Origin of the sequence: Blautia sp. MSJ-9 (assembly GCF_018919065.1) — a bacterium.
In the GTDB taxonomy this organism is placed as follows: domain Bacteria; phylum Bacillota; class Clostridia; order Lachnospirales; family Lachnospiraceae; genus Blautia_A.
Map to the genome: position 1 here is coordinate 12,665 of NZ_JAHLQG010000055.1, position 20,145 is coordinate 32,809.

22 protein-coding genes, 1 pseudogene and 1 riboswitch are annotated in these 20,145 nt (G+C 41.0%); of the genes and pseudogenes, 8 read left to right on the forward strand and 15 right to left on the reverse strand.

Going from position 1 to position 20,145, the window contains the following annotated elements; translation table 11 throughout:
• The 9 genes from KQI87_RS15740 to KQI87_RS15780 form a co-directional block, all read right to left on the reverse strand.
• Positions 1-2,421 carry a glycoside hydrolase family 3 protein gene (locus KQI87_RS15740; RefSeq protein ID WP_216460928.1) on the reverse strand — a complete coding sequence of 807 codons (2,421 nt, stop codon included), beginning with the start codon at positions 2,419-2,421 and terminating at the stop codon, positions 1-3.
• Between the two features lie 72 nt (positions 2,422-2,493).
• Positions 2,494-3,108, reverse strand: coding sequence for an NUDIX hydrolase (locus KQI87_RS15745; protein ID WP_173701477.1), 615 nt, complete (start codon positions 3,106-3,108; stop codon positions 2,494-2,496).
• A gap of 40 nt (positions 3,109-3,148) precedes the next feature.
• On the reverse strand, positions 3,149-3,538 hold the full coding sequence (locus KQI87_RS15750; protein ID WP_216460929.1) for an HI0074 family nucleotidyltransferase substrate-binding subunit: 390 nt from the start codon (positions 3,536-3,538) through the stop codon (positions 3,149-3,151).
• The gene (locus KQI87_RS15755; protein ID WP_216460930.1) at positions 3,525-3,818 is read right to left on the reverse strand and encodes a nucleotidyltransferase family protein; all 294 of its coding nucleotides are present in this window, start codon (positions 3,816-3,818) and stop codon (positions 3,525-3,527) included. Before KQI87_RS15755 ends, KQI87_RS15750 begins: the two co-directional genes overlap by 14 nt.
• Before the next feature lie 202 nt (positions 3,819-4,020).
• Entirely contained in the window at positions 4,021-4,656 is a 636-nt protein-coding gene (locus tag KQI87_RS15760; protein ID WP_216460931.1) for an ECF transporter S component, read from the reverse strand.
• Positions 4,657-4,793: 137 nt separating this feature from the next.
• Positions 4,794-4,927, reverse strand: a riboswitch (FMN riboswitch).
• A 121-nt stretch (positions 4,928-5,048) separates the two neighbouring features.
• Entirely contained in the window at positions 5,049-5,600 is a 552-nt protein-coding gene (locus KQI87_RS15765; protein WP_216460932.1) for a hypothetical protein, read from the reverse strand.
• Positions 5,601-5,683: 83 nt separating this feature from the next.
• Complete coding sequence (locus KQI87_RS15770) at positions 5,684-6,277, reverse strand: hypothetical protein (RefSeq protein WP_216460933.1); 594 nt, start codon at positions 6,275-6,277, stop codon at positions 5,684-5,686.
• Between the two features lie 37 nt (positions 6,278-6,314).
• Positions 6,315-6,773: a hypothetical protein gene (locus tag KQI87_RS15775; RefSeq protein ID WP_216460934.1), complete on the reverse strand. Its 459-nt coding sequence runs from the start codon at positions 6,771-6,773 to the stop codon at positions 6,315-6,317.
• Between the two features lie 19 nt (positions 6,774-6,792).
• Positions 6,793-6,984, reverse strand: coding sequence for a hypothetical protein (locus KQI87_RS15780; protein ID WP_055059284.1), 192 nt, complete (start codon positions 6,982-6,984; stop codon positions 6,793-6,795).
• A 317-nt stretch (positions 6,985-7,301) separates the two neighbouring features.
• Here KQI87_RS15780 and KQI87_RS15785 point away from each other — a divergent pair, with 317 nt between their 5' ends.
• A complete protein-coding gene (locus KQI87_RS15785; protein WP_216460935.1) occupies positions 7,302-7,751 on the forward strand; it encodes a DUF5684 domain-containing protein in 450 nt (149 codons plus the stop codon).
• Positions 7,752-7,841: 90 nt separating this feature from the next.
• Here the strand turns inward: KQI87_RS15785 and KQI87_RS15790 are convergent, their stop codons facing one another.
• Entirely contained in the window at positions 7,842-8,771 is a 930-nt protein-coding gene (locus KQI87_RS15790; RefSeq protein ID WP_216460936.1) for an AEC family transporter, read from the reverse strand.
• A 14-nt stretch (positions 8,772-8,785) separates the two neighbouring features.
• A complete protein-coding gene (locus KQI87_RS15795; RefSeq protein ID WP_156325160.1) occupies positions 8,786-8,926 on the reverse strand; it encodes a hypothetical protein in 141 nt (46 codons plus the stop codon).
• A gap of 61 nt (positions 8,927-8,987) precedes the next feature.
• Between KQI87_RS15795 and KQI87_RS15800 the strand changes: the two genes are divergently transcribed.
• Positions 8,988-9,662 carry a sugar-binding transcriptional regulator gene (locus KQI87_RS15800; protein WP_216460958.1) on the forward strand — a complete coding sequence of 225 codons (675 nt, stop codon included), beginning with the start codon at positions 8,988-8,990 and terminating at the stop codon, positions 9,660-9,662.
• Between the two features lie 72 nt (positions 9,663-9,734).
• On the opposite strand, the gene KQI87_RS15805 is transcribed toward KQI87_RS15800, so the two are convergent.
• From KQI87_RS15805 to yedE, 3 genes are all read right to left on the reverse strand, one after another.
• Positions 9,735-9,977 carry a DUF3343 domain-containing protein gene (locus KQI87_RS15805; protein WP_118520040.1) on the reverse strand — a complete coding sequence of 81 codons (243 nt, stop codon included), beginning with the start codon at positions 9,975-9,977 and terminating at the stop codon, positions 9,735-9,737.
• Positions 9,974-10,180: a sulfurtransferase TusA family protein gene (locus tag KQI87_RS15810; RefSeq protein ID WP_117674275.1), complete on the reverse strand. Its 207-nt coding sequence runs from the start codon at positions 10,178-10,180 to the stop codon at positions 9,974-9,976. Before KQI87_RS15810 ends, KQI87_RS15805 begins: the two co-directional genes overlap by 4 nt.
• An 89-nt stretch (positions 10,181-10,269) precedes the next feature.
• Positions 10,270-11,352, reverse strand: a complete 1,083-nt coding sequence (gene yedE / locus KQI87_RS15815) for a YedE family putative selenium transporter (RefSeq protein ID WP_216460937.1) — start codon at positions 11,350-11,352, stop codon at positions 10,270-10,272.
• A gap of 248 nt (positions 11,353-11,600) precedes the next feature.
• Between yedE and KQI87_RS15820 the strand changes: the two genes are divergently transcribed.
• The 3 genes and pseudogenes from KQI87_RS15820 (at position 11,601) to KQI87_RS15825 (ending at position 14,015) form a co-directional block, all read left to right on the forward strand.
• The gene (locus KQI87_RS15820) at positions 11,601-12,764 is read left to right on the forward strand and encodes an aminotransferase class V-fold PLP-dependent enzyme (RefSeq protein ID WP_118629468.1); all 1,164 of its coding nucleotides are present in this window, start codon (positions 11,601-11,603) and stop codon (positions 12,762-12,764) included.
• Positions 12,765-12,801: 37 nt separating this feature from the next.
• A pseudogene (locus KQI87_RS17420) lies at positions 12,802-12,951 on the forward strand (DUF6783 domain-containing protein).
• A 167-nt stretch (positions 12,952-13,118) separates the two neighbouring features.
• Positions 13,119-14,015 (forward strand): selenium metabolism-associated LysR family transcriptional regulator, encoded by an 897-nt coding sequence (locus KQI87_RS15825; RefSeq protein WP_216460938.1) that lies wholly within the window; start codon positions 13,119-13,121, stop codon positions 14,013-14,015.
• A 3-nt stretch (positions 14,016-14,018) separates the two neighbouring features.
• Here KQI87_RS15825 and KQI87_RS15830 read toward each other — a convergent pair whose 3' ends face one another.
• Complete coding sequence (locus tag KQI87_RS15830; protein ID WP_216460939.1) at positions 14,019-16,820, reverse strand: two-component system response regulator; 2,802 nt, start codon at positions 16,818-16,820, stop codon at positions 14,019-14,021.
• Positions 16,821-17,173: 353 nt separating this feature from the next.
• Between KQI87_RS15830 and KQI87_RS15835 the strand changes: the two genes are divergently transcribed.
• From KQI87_RS15835 to KQI87_RS15845, 3 genes are all read left to right on the forward strand, one after another.
• Complete coding sequence (locus KQI87_RS15835) at positions 17,174-17,593, forward strand: hypothetical protein (RefSeq protein WP_216460940.1); 420 nt, start codon at positions 17,174-17,176, stop codon at positions 17,591-17,593.
• Between the two features lie 184 nt (positions 17,594-17,777).
• Positions 17,778-19,007, forward strand: coding sequence for a protein kinase domain-containing protein (locus tag KQI87_RS15840; RefSeq protein ID WP_216460941.1), 1,230 nt, complete (start codon positions 17,778-17,780; stop codon positions 19,005-19,007).
• A gap of 40 nt (positions 19,008-19,047) precedes the next feature.
• Positions 19,048-20,025 (forward strand): tetratricopeptide repeat protein, encoded by a 978-nt coding sequence (locus tag KQI87_RS15845; RefSeq protein WP_216460942.1) that lies wholly within the window; start codon positions 19,048-19,050, stop codon positions 20,023-20,025.
• The last annotated feature ends 120 nt before the right edge of the window (positions 20,026-20,145 follow it).

A 20,145-nucleotide genomic window follows, 5' to 3' on the forward strand; every position in this document is an offset into this window, starting at 1 on the left:
TCAGTCAATTTTCAGAATCATATTCAGGATTCTTCTTGCGCTGCGACAGATTTCTTCTTCAGTAATAAAACCTTTTTCGTAAGCTTCTTTTATGCGTTCCGGATATCCTGCTGCCATCTTGATATCGTTTCCTGCCTTTGTTTCACGGTAATGCTCTCCGAAAGTCCACCAGTCTGTTGTAACCAGTCCGTCGAATCCCCATTCATCCCGGAGAATACCTGTCAGGAGTTCTTTGTTCTCTGAAGCGTGGATGCCGTTGATCAGGTTATAGGAGGACATAATTGTATATGGATGAGCCTCTTTTACAATGATCTCAAACTGTTTCAGATAAATCTCACGGAGTGCTCTCTCTGATACTCTGGAATCAGAATCCTTACGGTTTGTCTCCTTATTATTGGCTGCAAAATGCTTCACACTTGCTCCGATATGCTGAGACTGGATGCCTCTTACCATAGCTGCACCTGTCTTTCCTGCAAGATACGGATCTTCAGAATAATACTCAAAGTTACGACCACAGAGCGGGCTTCTGTGAATGTTGCAGGCAGGAGTAAGCCAGATACTGATATTATTTTCTTTTACTTCTTCTGCTCCTGCTTTACCAACTTTCTCTACCAGTTCTTCATCCCAGGTGCTGGCAAGAAGTGTGGCACATGGCCAGGCAGTTGTGTTCACTCCGCATTTCGGAAGAATACGAAGTCCGGCTGGTCCGTCTGCAGTCATCACATTCGGGACTCCGTATTCCGGAAGATTTCCCATTCCAAATGTATTGGCACATCCTGTGTTTGGCTGTCCGCCAAGGAGATTGATACAGTCATCCAATGTCAGGACATCCATAAACTCATCCAATGTCATTTTACCATCTGCTACATCAGAGAAGCGAACTCCCTTGGAATCAAGAAAATCAAGAAAGTCTATTCCTTTTTGTCCTCTTGTATCAGGGCATGGAAGACCGATGGCATATTTATCCTGTCTCGGAAGTCCTTCTTCTTCCACATATTCACGCTGTGGAAGTTCCTCATAGGAACCGTCCGCAAGCATACGTTTCTGAAGATGATATGGCGCTGCTTTCCGGCTTAACTGCTCAGTTACTGTGTCTTCTTTTACTACATATGTAAAGTCGATCTTCGCTGCATCTCTTACATTTGTACCGATATAGATCGCATATTCTCCTGCCTCCAGAACATAGGCTGATCTGCATACTTTACCCAGATCATCGTAGGATGCCATCTGATTCACAGGAATTTTCAGGGTAAGAATCTGACGTTCACCCGGCTGAAGAAGACTGGTCTTTTTGAATGCCCCCAGTACTTTCGCAGGCTTTCCAAGTTTCCCCTGTGGTGCTCCGTAATAGAGCTGGATAACTTCTTTTCCTGCTGTTTTTCCTGTATTAGTTACTTCAGTAAGAACCGTGATCACACCGTTTTCTTCGGAAGCACCAGTCATCTTCCAGTCGAAATCTGTGTAGGAAAGTCCAAATCCAAACGGATAATTTACTCTCTCCGCTGCACCCGGAATTGTCTCAAAGTAACGGTATCCTACATAAATATCTTCTGTATAATCTACATAGAATGCAGACTCATGGAAGTTTGCTGTGGATGGATAATCTTCCAGATCTTTTGCATAAGTATCGGATAATTTACCGGATGGATTAACATCACCACAGAGTATATCTGCTGTTGCAAGACCACCTTCCATTCCCCCCTGCCATGCCATCAGTACTGACTGGATCTCATCACAGTCTCTGAACCATTTCGTGTCCACGATACCGCCAACATTCATCACTACGATTACATGTGGGAATGCTTTCTTTACTTTCTCTACCATGGCATTCTCTGCATTTGTCAGGCAGAAATCACCGTTTTCAAAAATCTTCGCTGACAACTCAGAGTTTCTTTTTTCCTCTCCGTCAAGAACGTATCCATCCTGTGCTGCTTCACATTTTCTGTCCCATCCTTCGCCTGAAAAACGGCAAATGGTAATTACTGCAGTATCTGTATATTCTCGCGCTTCATTCAGAAGTTCATCCGGAAGTTCCGGCTCAACTGTCATACCTGGTACTGCACCATCTGCGTATTGTTTCTGAATATCTTTTTCATAATATTTCGCAAGTTTATCGAAAACTTCTACTTTTCCCTCATCCTCTTTAATCTTCATGCTCTCATAAAGATTACGGATATATTCTACAGTTACATCGCCACTTCCTCCGCCGCCTTTTACGTAGTCTACAGTACCCTTACCAAAGAGTGCGACTTTCGTCCCTCTCCGAATCGGAAGTGTATTTTTCTCATTTTTCAGAAGGACCATTCCCTCTCCTGCTGCCATTCTGGAAAGTGCAATGTGTTCTTTACTTCCTGTAACTCTCCGTCCATCTTCTCCCAGCGGAAGCACCGGCTGAAAAAAGCTTCTCTGCCATTTTGCCATTATTTTAATCCTCCCTTAATTCTCCTTAATCAAGCAGATAAAATCATCCGCTTCGCTTCTTGCCTGATTTGGTTAAAGTTCTTCCTTCAAAAATGCAAAAGGTTCTTCATCCTGAAGAAAATGCATAAGCTGATATGCACACATGATTGCTACATTTTCTTCACGCAGAATCCTCTTTACTTCTTCTCTGTCAGCAAGTACAACTTCAATTTCCTCGGAATCCTCCTGTGCCGCTTTACTGATCTCGCCTTCTGCGTAACCGTAAACAGTCGCGCAGGATTCATCTGTCATACCAACCGTTGTGAAATATGGTTTTTCATATGCAGGATCTACTTTCAGAGGTGTGAATTTCAGTCCTGTTTCCTCGTACATCTCTCTTACTGCACCCTCATGAAATTCTTCATTCGGTTCTACCAGACCTGCCGGGAATTCGTAGATATATCCGCCGATTGCGTATCTGTACTGACGTACTAATACAACTCTGTCTCTCTTTTCCCCATAAAGACTGTAAATGATCACGCCATCCGGAGTGTTTTTACCTGTTTTTATCTTTAATTCGTTAATACTCTTTGCACGTGATGCCACGAAATATGACACAGGAGTGTTGTGAACACTTGTTGCATTTAAATGATACAAATTCAAAAATTTACAGTCTGTCAGTTTCTCAATATTGTGTATCTGTCCCATAATGGATACTTCCTTTCGCTTTCTATCCCTCTGTTGATTATCACAGCCAGTTTTCTTCTATCTCTGTTTTTAATTCGCAAAACATCTGATAAAACTCTTCTTTTGCATCAGCTATAATTCCTAACGCAATTTTCTGATTGTAAGAATGTGTAACATTATTTCTTGCCTGCAATGCACGAAGCCACTGCTCCTCATCTCTTATCATCCCGGCTTTATAGGCAGTCTTCAGAATGATTTTCGGTGAACCTGTTGCTCCCTCTGCATATCCATGAATCTCCAGTATTTCTTTCATCATTTTCCATGACTGCTCAAAACAAATTTCATACAATCCTACGAGTCCGATAATCACTACATTATCATATGGTTCTTCATAATTATAAATATCTTTCATGTTAGACAGTGAATTGCAGAAATTCTCATATTTTCTCATACAAAATCCTCCCTTCCTTCTCTATAGATTCTCTTAATTCATCCTGCATGTCACGATCAAGATTTACAATATCATACTCCAGAAGAGTACTTGTCTCTTCATCCACATCTAACGCAAACCTTGCAAAATCTCCTCCTGTGACTGCAATATCTATATCACTTGTTCTTCTGAAATCCCCTCTTGCTCTTGAACCAAAAAGAATTACTTGTTCAATATCATATTTTTGCGCAAGGTTTCGGATTTCTTCTATAACTTCCGGTCTGATTCCTGTATCATTCATTTTATAAACCTCACATTCCGATGTTTATATCGTCTGTTTTATCTTACCATATTATCTTATCTTTTTTAAGTCTGTCTGACAATTTCCGTAATTATTTTTTGCGCATCAAAAAAAGAACAGCCGCAGACTTTTCATCATACGGCCGTTCTTCTTTTTTATTTATTGAGAATGTCAGTTTCCTCTGTATCTGTCAAATATAAGATCAATCTCCCTTAAGAACTACACGGATTCTCTTATAGATCAGGAATACGATCAGGGATGTCAGAGCATATTTGAATATGTTGAATGGGAAAATAATCATTGCTGCAAATGTAAGAAGATTATTTACAGAGCTGTGTACTGCACTTCCCATTTCGATAAATGCTTCTACCGGCATTCCAAAAGCCTTTCCGTATGCCGGAAGCAACACGAATGCATTGATAAAGCATGCAACTACTGCTGTAAGTACGGTTCCAGTTGCCATTCCGATCACTGCATGTTTTCTGCTCTTAACAGATTTGTAACGGTAGATCAGACCTGCCGGAACTGCAAATGTACATCCAAAGATGAAGTTTGCCACATCGCCTACACCTGCTGTCATAGATCCCTTTGTTACCAGATGCACAAGAATCTTTACCAGCTCAATCAGTACACCTGCGATCGGTCCCATTGCAAATGAGCCAACCAGTACCGGGATTTCTGAAAAGTCCAGCTGATAAAAACTCGGTGCCAGGAAAGGAAGCGGAAACTCCAGATTCATTAAAATTCCTGCGATAGCGCCAAGCATGGCTATCTGTGTGATAGTCCTCGTCTTACTTCTTGCCATCACATTTCCATTTTTTAATACCTGTTCACTCATACTGTTTCTCTCCTTTGAAATTATTCTTTGTTTAAAAGAAAATTCCACAAGCTTTTTATATAATGAAGATTTTCTTCAACATATAAAAAAACCCCGGATCATATATCCGGGGTAATGAGCACGTATGGTAAATATCGCGTGTTCTTCTCTCATCCAGACTATACTGTCGGTCCTGGAATTCCACCAGATCAGCCGCCGAAGCGGGTCGCGGACTATAACCGCCGGTAGGGAATCTCAGCTGATGCTGATCACCACAACCCCGAAGAATTTTCTTTTATCTGCATCTGATTATACTACATACAGATATCTATTTCAATATCATTTGTGACTTTTTTCTAAGTTTCACCAAACTTTGAACAATATCCAATATTTTTACAATTACAATAACTGGATTATCCTATAGATGTAAATCCTTTAAGAGCAGAAGAAACTTTCTTTTTATATGTTGCATAGCTGACCCTTTTTCCGTTAATCTTATATCCTTGTCTGTACGCCGGATCAAATCTTCCATAACGACCATTAAGATATTCTGCTTCCAATGATTTTGTTGCACTCTGTCCTTTAATCTTATAGATATATAAGGAATTTCCACCTGTATTAGCTGTAGGTAATGCTACCTGATGTTTTTTCTTAGAATACTGTGCCCGCATATTATAACCTTTTCCTACGCCAACACTTTTTAAACATTTCTTTTTACCTGTATTTACATTATATGTATATACTTCGTTAGCCCATTTCGAACTATTATATACTACCAGTTCCGGCACTCCGTTTCCATCGAGATCTACAATCTTGTAGTCTCCTCCAGACTGCCCGATCAACTGCCTGTAACTTGCAACAGCAGCTTTATATTTTGACGAAGCTGCCATTGTTGGTATTGACATACCAAAACACATTATCAAGGATAATAATATACAGCATATCTGTTTCATTTTCTTTCGCATAGTGATCTCCTCCCTGTTTGATCTGCAATTTATTCGCTATACAGAAATTATAACACAAAACGGGCAAAAGAGGCTATTAAACTTTACTCTGCCTGATTAATATTATTAACCTTACAACCCGCTAATACAACAACAAGCGTGTCTCCACCCTCGGTATTCTCAAATGAACTGGTACCAAGCGGCAGACCGGTTACTTCTACTGTATCATCCTCGAAAACATCATCCAATTCTCCATTATAATAAACAGAATACTGCTGTTCTTCTCCATCTATCAGATTTAGCCATGTCAGATAATGTCCTTCTTCCATTTCCTCTTCCTGAACCTGTATTACGTATGCGTCCGAAATTCTCATCAGCTTATCACCATATCTGGATGGATTTTTGTTGATATGGCGAAAATCCAGTTCTGCATCTATCATTTCATCCGGTATTACCAGTTCTGGTGAAGCAGGGAAAAAATCATCATGTTCTTCCAGAAAAGTTTCCGCCTTCTCCGTTAATGTATACTCTGTACTGCATTGATCCTGTATATATGTATACAGATCCAGTGCTGTATAGCTTGCACCTGTATTCTCTGAGGCATATACATTTAAACTGTCCAGAGGTGTTACTCCCTGTAAAATAACCGCTGATAATGCTGCTATTGCGATCCTTTTCATAATTGTTTTTGCTGCCATAGTTATCCCCCTTTTCTTTTGTAGCATTTACTGTTAATTATATCTTTGCTCTTTCTTTAATATCCTCTACAAATGCTGTAGCTATTTTCTTTCTGTTGGAATATACAACCGCTTTGTTTCCGCTTCTCAGACATATCGTTATTTTATAATTTGAGCCTGCCCATATAAACAGAAAAACAAATACAATCATTCCAGGATTGGAAAAACAGGAAATCACTGCCAGACAAATGAAAAATATATAATATCCTGGTATTTTGTAGTTCATAAGTATTGCCGTAATATCTTCATAATAAATCACAGGAATCATATTCTTCTTTACCGGCCTTATATCTATAGTCAGCTTTTCGTGATCAGCAAGAATTGTGCTGTAAATCCTTCCCGTCAGCCACGATAAATAAATTCCTCTTGAAGAACTCATGGTATACTTCATATTCTGCTTTGTCACAGCATTTTCTTTTTCCTGTGTAGCCTGTGCTTGAGTTTCCAGTGCTTCCATATTACTTTCCCCTCTTATTTCAGTTTTTACCGACCAATGTCAGCAGCAGTGCAATGGGTATTGTCACAAATCCTGCAACCATACAGATAATAAAACGTGTCATGTAGAAGTATGTTGCATTGGAATAAACATACACTTTCTTAGACCACCATATCTTATTAGTCGCCCAGTATGCTGCCGCTATGTAAGCGATCATAAGTATTGCTGCCATAGTTTTCACCTCACTTATGTACAATCTTCAGTAATTCATTTAGAGGATTGTTATAATTCACTCATCCTTTATTACACTCATTATACCCTTCTCTTATCAGCTTTTCATTCACTGGCAGTATATGTTTTACGCCAAAGCAACAACAATTTTCTCACTTATAAAATTCACAATCTTCTTTGATAATTGACGAACTCCTGAGAATATGCTTTAATGGATTCAGCATAAACACTTCAAGAGAACAAACATAGTTCTCAACTACGCTTCTACACCAATGATACATGTATCATATCTCACAGAAAGAAATGGGGGAACACAAAATGGGACTTATAGCTATCAGTAGTCTGATGCTCTTGGGCGGTATGTATCTGATGATCGCATTCGCATGGTGGCTTCTGCAGATCATTGCCAACTGGAGAATCTTTACCAAAGCAGGAGAGGACGGATGGAAAAGTATTATTCCAATATATGGCGATTATATTTCTTATAAAATCGCATGGCAGCCTGCATATTTCTGGCTGACTTTCATCCTGGGAATCATATCTTCTTATCTGCAGGGAACTCTGGAAACAGGCGAAAGCTTAACGGTCTACATGCTTGTCATACTGATAAAAATCATACTTGTCGTCATCAGCATTATGTACAGCATTAAGCTTGCAAGAGCCTTCGGCAGAGGCACAGGATTCGCCATTGGACTTATCTTCTTACAGCCAATCTTCATGCTGATCCTTGGCTTCGGCGATGACAGATATTATGGGGCAGATAAATAGACAACCGCTAAATCAAAAAAGGCAGGATTCCCACTTTCAAGAATCCTGCCCGTTTTTTTACTTATTCACTTATTCACATATCCATAAAACTTAATACAGCCCCATAATTGCCAGCAAAGCAGTAATCACTACAAGGCTGCACAGAATGCTCACGCTGTTTGCACAGCTTGCCATTCCTTCATCACCGCCGCACATTCCGGTGTAGGCAGGTGCCACTGCACTCATAGGAGCGAAGCACAGTAAAACGAGTGTCTGTCTGATAACCAGATCAAACGGTAAAACAAAATAGAAGATTACAGCACAGACTGCAGCAAAGATATGACGGATTCCGATTAGTTTAAAAATCTCACCCATGTATTCTTTCTTGAATTCGATATGGAACAGAAGACCTAACATCAGCATGGCAACAAATGTGTTGGCCTTTGCCATTGGCTCGATCAGTGTAAGAATAACCGGTGGTGTGTCAATATTTGCAACAGCCAAAATAAACATAACTACATAGGCTACCAGCGGAGGACTGGTAATCAGACGTTTTGCAAAGGATTTAAGATCCATTCCTTTTTTGGAACCGGAAGCTGCTGTATACTCTGCAACGAATGCATAAGTACCTCCGGTACACATAATACTGTTTCCTACATCGAACATACAGGCAGTAACACTTCCCATAGCCGGAAGGAAGCTCTGCACAAACGGCAGACAGAACGCCCCGATGTTAAATGCCGGAAGACAAAGCATATTTAACGCCTGTTCTCCTTTGGATTTTCTGCGTGTGATCAGTGCACCTACTGCAATCATAATTACATTCAGAAGAATTCCAAGTACTGCTATTATCAGCATATTAAATCCCATATCCTCTATTGCAGAGAAATTGGTGATAATAGATGCAGGAAGTGTTACATAGATCAGGAATTTCTTAACCGATGCACCTGCATCCTTCGGCACAAAGCCTGTAGATTTCATTACAATTCCGATGATAATGATCAGGGTAAATGAAAAAGCCCTCATTAGTACTGAAAACATAAAAACCTCCCTTTCTACACCCGAAGCCGGTTTTTCACATATGAAAGGGAACGGTTCACGATCAGTTCCTCCGGAAAATCTACTTCCTTAAGAATTTTTTCTGTCCTGGTAAAATCACCTACATCCTCTTCTCTGTGTGCATCGCTTCCAAGCATAATCTCTACCCCATATTTTACACACAATTTCAGAATTTGTATATCATTTTCATATGCCTGAATACGAAATCCCCGTAGCTTAAAAGAAAGTGATATTCTGGGCGTCACCTGGGGCAGTACTGTTTACCATATGATCAATTACCTCAATCCTTCCCAGAAGGTAAATGCGAAGTTTGTCACTCTTCATGGCAGTATTGCCTGCTGTGAAAATGAACTGGATGTGCGAACTCTGGTATCCCGCATGGCAAAGGCTTTCTTCGGAGAAAACTATTATCTTCTCACAGATGCTCTTATGAGCAGCAAAGAAGCCTCCCGAATCATGAAGGAAGAAAAAAATAATCAGCGGGTGTTCAAGATGTTTGACCACGTTACAATTTCTGTAAGCGGTATCGGAAGTTTCTATCCAACAGAAGAATCCGTTCTTGCATCTCCGGAGTTTATGCCCACCGAGGATCTGGAGAAACTGAAACAGGAAAATGTTTCCGGTGATATTGCCCTTCGCTTCTTTGACCATGACGGACAGGAATGTAATACTACACTTAAAGAACGCATGATATCAATCAGCATAGAGCAGTTCAAAAAAATCGACCGCAAGATTTCCCTTGTATCAGGTGTTTCCAAAGCAAATGCTGTGTTAAGCGCTTTAAAGGGCGGGCTGGTGGATGTGCTGATCCTGGACTCCAATCTTGCTGAAGCACTGCTGAAACTCAGTGAAGACATGCCTTCACAGGAGTAATATTTTATGCCTGTATCTCTATAAAATAAACAAGAACCCTTCTGCCGACAATTTGTCCACAGAAGGGTTCTCTTATTCTTCATCCGCATGATAAATCCCAACATATCCCTGCGGTTCTACTCTGACGATCTGCTCGACTTCCTCTGTTTTCTCCGGGAAGTCCGCTTCTGTATGAAATCTCACACAGGTTCCGCAGGAGGAGCTTAAATCTCTTGGGACCGGCATGACTTCTGCCCTCAGATTCATTGCCTGGCAGTTTCTTCGAAACTGGATAGCTCCATAATGGGAATAGAAGGTTGCTATATATGTGATCATTTTTTAAGTTTCAGCAGGATATCATCTCCCTGCTCTGTTGCCTGTACCTGATATCCCTGATGTGTCGCAAATCTGGATACATTCTCTTTTGCAACTACATTATCAACCAGAATCTCATATTCTTTGTCTCCGGATTCCATTGCATTCTTTGCACGGATCACTGGTTCCGGACAGGATAAACCTCTTGCATCTACTTTCTTCATTCGTCTCTCTCCTTTTAGAGTGTGTCTAAAAAAATACTTTCCGCAAAATGAGCGTATTAATTGCGGAAATGATGTCTACATTCCGACAATCAGGCTTCTTCTTTTCTCATGGAGTTCACTGCTGCGATTACAGCAACTACCACAATCCCAATAATAACTGCAATCTTTCCGTTTGCTGTAGGACCTTCACCAGAAGATGCCAGTCCGAAGTTATGGGCAAAAGCAGCGCCTGCCATCAGACCGAGAACAGTCACAGCGGAGTCCGTATTTCCCTCGCCTGCAAGAATAAGCTGACGAAGCGGGCATCCACCGAGGAGAATACATCCAAAGCCTGCCAGATACATGCCAAGTGCGTTCCACAGTCCGTCTGTGTGTGCAATCGGCTGTCCCGCAAATCCCGGATTGAAATAGGATGTTCCTGTAACTGCACCGAGAATCAGATTCATTACCAATGCTGTCACAAGAATTGCAACAAAGCCGAACAGTAATTTGTATTCTTTGAAAAGTACCGCATCCCGGATACCGCCGACCATACACAGACGTGTTCTCTGAGCCAGGATACCAACAATGATTCCTGCTACCAGTGCAATAATGATTGCAGCATGTTTTGCTCCAGGTCCGCCTTCCGGCTCTGTGAAATGGATAAATGCAGGTGCAACTACCAGTAAAAGAAGCATCACGATCTGGAATGCAGGATAAATACCGCCTTCCAGCTTCGGCATCTTATAAGAACGTTTCAGTGTGTAACCTTTCTTCAGAAAAACAGTTCCTGTAAGAATACCGGCTACAAATCCAACAAGTCCAAACAGAGCATTTCCGTCTCCGCCTGCCAGACGCAGGATCATACGGAATGGACATCCAAGAAACATCAGACATCCGATCATAACAAATGCGCCAAGTGTAAATCTGGTCACAGGTGCAGAGCCACCTCTTGGACGAAACTCTTTCTTAGCAAGTGAAATGATACATGCTCCAAGCACCAGACCAATGATTTCCGGACGGATATACTGAACTGCTGCCGCTGAATGAAGTCCCAGCGCACCTGTGGTATCTCTCAGGAAGCAGGCAATACAGAAGCCCATATTTGCCGGATTTCCAAAAAACACCAGAATTGCAGCGATCAGACCGATCACGCCTCCTGCCAGAACTATGGTTCCCTTTTCGTTTTTCATTTATTTCTTTCCTCCTTTTACACTGACTTTTTTTGTTGTCAGCACAATTTCTTTGTATCTATTTTATCATTTTTATGCTGAAATCACTAATTCATTATAGCCGTATTTTATAGTTATTTATAGAAATCTTTTATAAGTTGTGCTATACTATAGATAAGATATGATATGATGTTAGGGTCAAAAAGTATTTTTTTCCTAACTTGATATCCACAAATTGCTATATATAAAAATCGGGGGGATTTGTTACTATGAATAAAATATATCTGGATCAGGCAAGTACGTCTTTTCCCAAGGCACCATCTGTTGCACAGGCAGTTTATGATTACCTGTCAGGCTCTGCTGTGAATGTGAATCGGGGAGGATACCGGGCAGCTTATTCTGTGGAGGAGCAGATTTTTGAGACAAGAGAACAGCTTCTGAAGCTCTTTCACTTTACTTCCGGAAAGGGTAAGAATGTTATTTTTACAGAAAATATCACTGCCAGTCTGAATGTTCTTCTGAAAGGACTTCTGAAACCCGGCGATCATGTACTTGTAACTGCTATGGAGCATAATGCAGTGATGCGTCCTCTTGTACAGCTGGAGAAACATGGAATTTCTTTTGACAGGATCCCCTGCGCTTCTGACGGCAGTCTTCTGCTTGATAAAGCGGCTGCACTCCTTCGTCCTGAGACTAAGCTTGTGGTCTGTCTTCATGCTTCCAATGTATGCGGAACTGTCATGCCTGCACAGGAAATCGGGAATTTCTGCAAAGAACATGAACTTCTTTTTATTCTGGACACTGCACAGACGGCAGGAACCATTGACATTGATATGGAGAAATATCACATAGACGCACTGGCATTTACAGGTCACAAGGGACTCAGAGGGCCACAGGGAACAGGTGGCTTTCTAATCCGCAATGAACTGGCAGCGCAGATCGATCCTCTTATCAGCGGCGGAACAGGAAGCGCCTCTCATTCTGAGGAAGTACCGGCATTTCTTCCGGATCGTTTCGAACCCGGAACTCCCAATATCCCGGGGATTCTGGGACTTCATGCCGCACTCTGTGATCTGGAGAAACAGTCCATGGAAGAAATCCGCCAACATGAATTAATGCTGACACAATACTTTATAGATGGTATCCTGAATTTGGATCCTGAAGAAAAATTCCTGCGTATTATCGGCAAAAAAAATATTGAAAACCGTTGTGCAGTTGTATCCGTCCAGACCTTACATATGGACATGGCTCAGGCCGCCTTTGAGCTGGACAGTACTTATGGAATTATGACAAGAGTCGGCCTTCACTGTGCACCAAACGCACATAAAACTCTTGGAACATACCCGGAGGGTACTCTCCGTTTTTCTTTCGGACCTGAGAATACAAAGCAGGAACTGGATATTGCTTTAGATGCATTATCCGCATTACTATAGCAATCCTAGAGCACGTCTGAAAAAGGCTTTCTGCAAGATGTGCGTCACAATTTGTGGGATATTTTGCCCGGATGAGGGCGCCGTAGCGGGCTACGGCAACTGAATTCGGGTGAAATATCCCGCAAAGTGGGGCGTGCAGGTTGCGGGAATGATTTTTCAGACACGCTCTAGTGTACCAACAAGTTGATTTCTTGAACAATCTTACGTCTAAATTTCTTATTTCCGCGTTGTCGTCGGTCGCCGTAGCCACCGCTACGCCTCTCTCCTCCGCCTTGAAATAAGAAAATTTATCCTGCAAGATTGTTTCAAGAATCAACTTGTCGGTACACTCGTACATAAAAGGAGATTTTCACAATGGAATTTAAACAGTTAGAAGCATTCGTCGCTGTCGTGGATTACGGCAGCTTCTCAGAGGCGGCCCGCCGCCTCTATCTGACTCAGCCTACGATCAGTGCTCATATACGTTCTCTGGAAGATGAACTGCATATGAAACTGATCATCCGCACTACAAAGAAAACAACGATTACAGCCAAAGGCTACCAGCTTTATGACAGTGCAGTCCGTATGCTGGAGATCAGAAATAATCTGCTTGAGAATTTTACAGGTGCCCACAAACATATGATAGATCTGGCTGCATCTACCATTCCTTCTTCTTATCTTTTGCCGGAATTGCTTGCTGCTTTCGGAAAAACGCATCCTGATGTTTATTTTCACTCCATACAGTCAGACAGTTCAGAATCCATCAGCCGGGTACTGGACGGAACTGTAGATCTGGCTCTGGTAGGCCAGAATACACGTGATGAGAGCTGCGTGTTTATTCCTTTCTGCCATGATGAGCTGGTCATTGCAACTCCTGTAACAGATCACTATCTTGCACTCAAGGACAGGGAAACACCCGCTATTTTTCATGATTTCCTGAAAGATCCTATTATCCTCAGGGAAAAAGGCTCCGGCACAAAAAAAGAAATGGACCTTTTTCTGGATCGCATAGGCATCACAACAGGCAATCTGAATGTGATCGCCCGCATGAATGACCTGGAAAGCATCAAAAAGTCCATTGTTAATGGTCTGGGAATTTCTATTCTTTCATCACGCTCTGTCACTGACCTGCAGAGGACAAAGCAGATTCTTGTCTTTCCGCTGGAGGAATCTGCTCATAAGCGCAGTTTCTATATTGTCTACAGCAAAAACAGGATTCTGAAACCCTATGTAAAGCAATTTGTGCAGTTTGCGCGAGACTATTATATGTAACTGTTATCTGCCGGCATCCAACAGTTTCACAAACTCTTCCTCCGGCATCGGTTTGTAAAAATAATACCCCTGGATATAATCACAACCGTTATCTCTTAAGAACTCGACCTGCTCTTTAGTTTCAGCACCTTCCGCTATAATCTTTATATCCATAGTATGTGCCATTTCAATGATGAAGCGGATAATACTGCGTGTTTTGGTATTGGTTTCTATCTGCCGCACAAAACTCATATCAATTTTTATAATGTCAAAGTTGTAATTCTGGAGCATTCCAAAGGAAGAATATCCGCTTCCAAAATCATCCAGGAGCAGCAAAATCCCTGCTTCTCTTAATGCCTCCAGAGTTGCATTTCTGTCTGCCTCAATGGCAGCATAGGAAGTTTCTGTAATCTCCATTCTGCACAGACCGGACGGCATGGAAACATCTGCACATTTCTTCTCCAGCCAGTTCATGATTGTCTCATCATAGAAATCCATCCATGACAGATTAGTTGATACCGGAACTGTGATCTTATCGGACTGATAACGTTTCTTCTGAAATTTATTAACCGAATCCAGCACATACAGATCCAGTTCGGAAATATGTCCGCTATCCTCCAGCGCAGGGATGAATACACCCGGTGAGATAAACCCCTTTTTCGGGTGAAACCACCGGATCAGAGATTCTGCTGATGCAATCTTTCCAGTCTTTGCATCCACAACAGGCTGAAAATATACTTTGAACTGTCCCTTCGCAATCCCTTCTTCCAATTCACCTGCCAATGTCGCTTTATCTATATATGTATTCTTCATGGAAGAATCATAAATCTTATATGACTGGACAAACTCATCGGTAATATATCTCTGAGCAATCTTTGCCCTGTCAATCATTCCATTTACAGACATTTTTTTCTTTTCAAGCATAAAAATTCCACATTTGACAGACAAATGAAGTGTTTTTCCTCCCCGGGTAAGTTTCTTCTGACACATTCCGGTAAGCATATCCAGATTGAGATTCTTACGTTCTACCAGACAGATAAAATGATCCGCGTCCTCACGTGCCGACACCAGAGGCTTCAGTTCAGATTTTCGGACATCTTCGTACACTTTGCGCAGCATCATATCTCCGATTTCTGTTCCAAAAAGCTCATTGACAGCCTTGAAATTCTTAATGTCGAAAAATACAACCGCATATCCGGTTCTGTCTTCACTTTCTTTCAGAATCCGTTCCACATGACGGATAAAGCCCTGTCTGTTATATCCGCCCGTCAGAATATCCTGTTCAAATTTTTCCGTAATATCCTCAACTGTAGCTACAATAGTGTCAAAAAATTTATTGAGGTAAAAAAATGTATAGTTCTTTAAACATTTCTCCCCTTCCTTATTAAACTGATGAACAGAGAAAGAATATCTCTCTTTCTTCTGCAATTCTTTCCGAATGGTATCAAGACGCACACATTTGTCATATACAGATTTCTCATCATCCGGAACAAATTTCTTCATAACTTCAGTAACATAACCGGAATAACTGATTTCTTCTGCCAGAACCATCTCCATGGCACAGATACCCGGATGATCCAGTCTTACACAGTCTCTCTGCCCATCAATAATCTCTATTCTGTCAAAATTCTTTCTGTACAGCATATGCGGAATCTGCTCTGAAAAATAGTTCTCTGTAATATCAGAAAAATAGATCAGTGCTTCCAGCCTGTCATAAGAAACGTTCCGGACCATCTCAACTGTGGTTCTGATCATCCTCAGGCTGATCCCTTTTGCGGCATACACAGGACATTCCCATTGGATCATATCTTTTCCCTGTGTCATACATTCCCTCAGATTATCTACACAAAACACCTTTCTGTACTGAGTTCTCACTTCTCTCTGCGGAATAGACTGACTGATCCGCTCAATATAAGAATCCAGTGGTTCATTTACATCTTTCAGCTCCAGTGAAGCAATCCTGCTGTTTGCCATAATACAGCTTCCATCCGAAATATTTACTGTAACTGAGGCAAACGCATCTTTTGCATGGCGTATGATCTTATCCAGCTGTTTCAGATATCCATCATTGATATCCCGGATATACATCATGGCAATCTGAGCATCCGGTTTATATTCTGCACTTCTGATGACTTCCATACATACCCAGCGGTACTCATCTCTTATCAGAGTTCTGTAATTCAGAGAAATGCGTTCTCTGCCTTTCGCAAGTTCTCTTCTCAGATTATCTATACTGCAAAATTTCAGATATTCTTCCCGGTCCTCTTCATAAATATATTTATAATCAGCCATCATTTTAAGGCTTTCAGAAAGACTTGGAAGCATGGAAACAGTACTGTCTTTTCCTCTGATAACTGTATAAGTATCTGTCGAAAGATTAATCTTGAGTATCCGGTGAAAAATAAATGATAACATTTTCATCGCATCCTGCAGATCTCCTGTCATCTTGTCGTGCAGCGCAATCGTACTCTCAACGCGATGAAAAACTGTCATTGCATCAAATGGACGCGTAAAGTAATCACTTGCTCCCAGCCCATAAACCCGACGGATGCTATCTCCGGAAGTCTCTGATGAAATACAGATAACAGGCAGCATATCCAGCCATTGCTTTTCCTTCATAACAGCAAGTACCTGATAACCATCCATTACCGGCATGATCAGGTCAAGGAGCACCAGCTTAAAATCCTTATGGCATCTTTCAAGGATTTCAACTGCCTGCTTTCCATTTTCAGCTTCACAGATATCATAGTTATCTTCCAGCATACAGGCAAGGATTTCTCTGTTTAATTGTGAATCATCAACGATTAATATCTTTGGCTTACTCATATAATGTATGCCCTTTCTTCTGTTATTATGGCTGTGTGAAAATTTAACCGGACAGATGTCAAAAACAGCTGCTCGGTTATGCATAATTTAAGTATATCATTCAAAGAATAAAAGTCAATAATTGGAAATATCGTTTTATCGCTGTTCACCGGTAAAAGTTTTACTGAGAGCAGAGTGAATAGCAACGTTTTCATACACTGTCAGTATATAATTCCCCGTTTTCTCTTTACAAAGATTCACTTTGAGATATATAGTACATATATAATGTCAGGTTAAGAATGTTTTAGCACTGACATCATATCCACGAATTTTAAGGAAGTTATTGCCGGATGCAGTAACTTAAAGGGGAAATTATGACTAAGAAACTAAGCACAAATGATATCTTTGCCAAAATTGAAAAAGGAGAACCGGTAGATGTAAAAGAAGTAGAATTTGTTTCTCCTGATACAATGAGGGATAAACTATATGCCAAGATCACAGAAATGCCTTCCAGCATTAATCATTTTGCAGATCTGTGTGGTATTTATCCTTCCCATCTTCATGAATTTCTGAAAGGAACCAAGAATCTCGGACGGGACAAACTGATCATCGTCTGTATCGTTCTGAAATTAAATCTCAGGGAAACCAGAGAAGTATTAAAATGTACACTGCAATCTGACTTTTATCCAAAAAACCAGAGAGATTTTATTATTATGTCAGGTATTAAAGCACATAGAAGTGTAGATGACATCAATGAACTTCTCATGAACAATGGACTTTCTGTCTTATCCTGATTTATTGCTCATCTTATTCCTGCAGCAACGGGAATTGCTATATATTTTTCACAGAAAATCATTTATATTTTGATCCGGAAGTGATACAATGTATTACAGCTGACACGATCACTTACCGAAAAACGCGCCTGTTTTCTTCTCAGAGAGCAGGCGTTATATGTATTTACAGCAATATGAGGTTTCTATGACTATTTTAGATTATTTCTATCCCAGGCTTAAAAATTATATTGATTTTGATTTTACAGATCAGCTTTCTCCGCCCAGATTAAAAAAAGATGGAAATTACTATGCTACCTATGTTTCTGAAATCAGGCAGGAACACGCTGTCCTTTCGCCTGACAGATGCAGTGTAGTGCTGAAAGAGATTCCTGCTTCCTTAACTGAGATTTACAGAAAAATCAGTTCCAGATGGTCGCCTTATATCGAAACTGTGTATGGTGTTCTCTCAGAAAACGGGCATTCTCTGGCAATCAATGAATTTATACAGAAACCCGCCTGCCTCAGTTATCCCACAAAAGAGCTTTCGGAAATGCGAAGCCTCACTCTGGAGGATTTTATTCTGAAAATGCGCAAACTCTCTGAAAAAGAAGCACTTATTTTCCTTCTTCAGCTTTGCGAAGCTCTTGAAAATATTTCGGAACTTTCTCTGGTACATGGTGATGTTTCTCCTCAGAACATCCTGCTTACGGATGTCCTTCCCCTGAATTTTCAAAAGCATCAGCCCACATCTTCTACCGGAAAAAGTATCACAGAACTGTGCCGGAATGTAGCTGTGAAACTGATAGACTTTGATATTGCCAGAGAAGAAAAGGGAAGCCATCATATGGTCACTACCGTAGCAGGTACCAATCCCTATGCTGCACCGGAGATTCTGGATTACCAGACACCTACAGACAGAGTCGATATCTATTCTCTCGGATGTGTTTTTGCCTTTATGCTCACCGGTAAATCACCTAAACAGATGAGAAGAGAAGAGTTTCAAAGCAGCCTGTCTAAATCTGTCCGCAAAATAATCAATAAATGTACTGCTGATTATTCCAGAAGATATAAGGATGTTACTCATTTGAAAAAAGATGTTTCCGCACTTTTGTCCACTTCCACAATGCCTGTTCCGGAACTTTTCCACATACTGCCAGGTCTGCGAAGTGGAAAGCCATTGGAAATATGTATTTTTTCCCTGATTTACTGTGCACTTTTTCATCTTCTGATATTCCTGATCTGCCCTTCACCTTCACTTGTCTGGATCCTTCCTGCAGTAGCAGTTTCTGTAATCCTGACTACTGATGTTTTTCATCTTGGCAGACACTTTGCCTTTTATCAGCTTTGCCTTGAACAGCAGCCTGAATGGTGTTATCTTTTTAAGTTTCTGATCGGATTTGTGCTGCCGTTTACTGTTTTGAGAATGATATCATAAAAAACTTATAGAATTGCTATAAGCAAAGAGGTTATACATTATGGATTCATCTGTTATAGAAATTTTGAAAAGACAGCAGATACTGGAGACATTTAAATCCTCCGGATATGAAAAAGAAACAGAAATCAACTCCACACAATACGGTCAGAATATTCTCAGAGTCTGCCGGACATCTTCCTTTAAACGAAACAAATACAGGAAAAGGCTTACCGCTGCCTGTGCTTTTGCCATTGCAGCCGCTCTGTTTTCCGCTGCAAATGTGGGATATATATGGATAAGAAACGGAATTGCCACCTCTAATGCAAGTCCTGCTTACCTGGAGCCTGATCCTGACGTAGACAACTCTTCCGATGACTTTTACTCCACTTCTGTTCCACGCGCAGAGGCGGCCATGGAAGCAGGAGACTATACAAATGCCAAAAAGATACTGGACTCCAAAAAGGAAAGAAATGAAAACACCTTCGCCGGTGCCCTGACTTATTCAGAACTTTATAATAAGACAGGAGATTATGATAATGCCGCCCTGGTGATTCTTAATTTTCTGGACAAACATTACCCGCCTGTCAATATCCATTCTCAAAGTCCGCTTTATACAGACCTTCAGGATATTAAGGGGGAACTGTCTCCGGATGTACAGGAACGATACGATGCATGCATGGCAGAATGTAAAGCATCTGCTGCATTTTATGATCACCTGGATTCCCTTGTCAAACAGGAAGATTACCAGACTGCTCTGGATCTGTGCAATTCCCGGAAACAGGAAGGTGCTTTTGATTCCACGCTTTTTACTTATTACGATTACTGTTATATGGGACTTGAAAAATACGAAGAATTCGCAGATTATCTCATGGAAATCATTAAAAACTACCCTTCTGATGTCTATTCCATGATAAAAGTACCGTCAGATGATGCTGTGACTTCAGGTATAAACAAAGTTTATCCTTATCTCTCTGCTGAAAAAAAGAGAGAAATTGATAATCTTCATGTTCTCACAAATACCGCTGATACTTCTGAGTAGCAGTCAGTCGGATATTATAGCACTTGATTTTACGGGTACACAAGAAAGAATCCTGCTTGCAGGATTCTCCGCCTGCGGCGGGTCGCTTCAGTGATATAATTCCTCTCCGCCGCAGTGCAA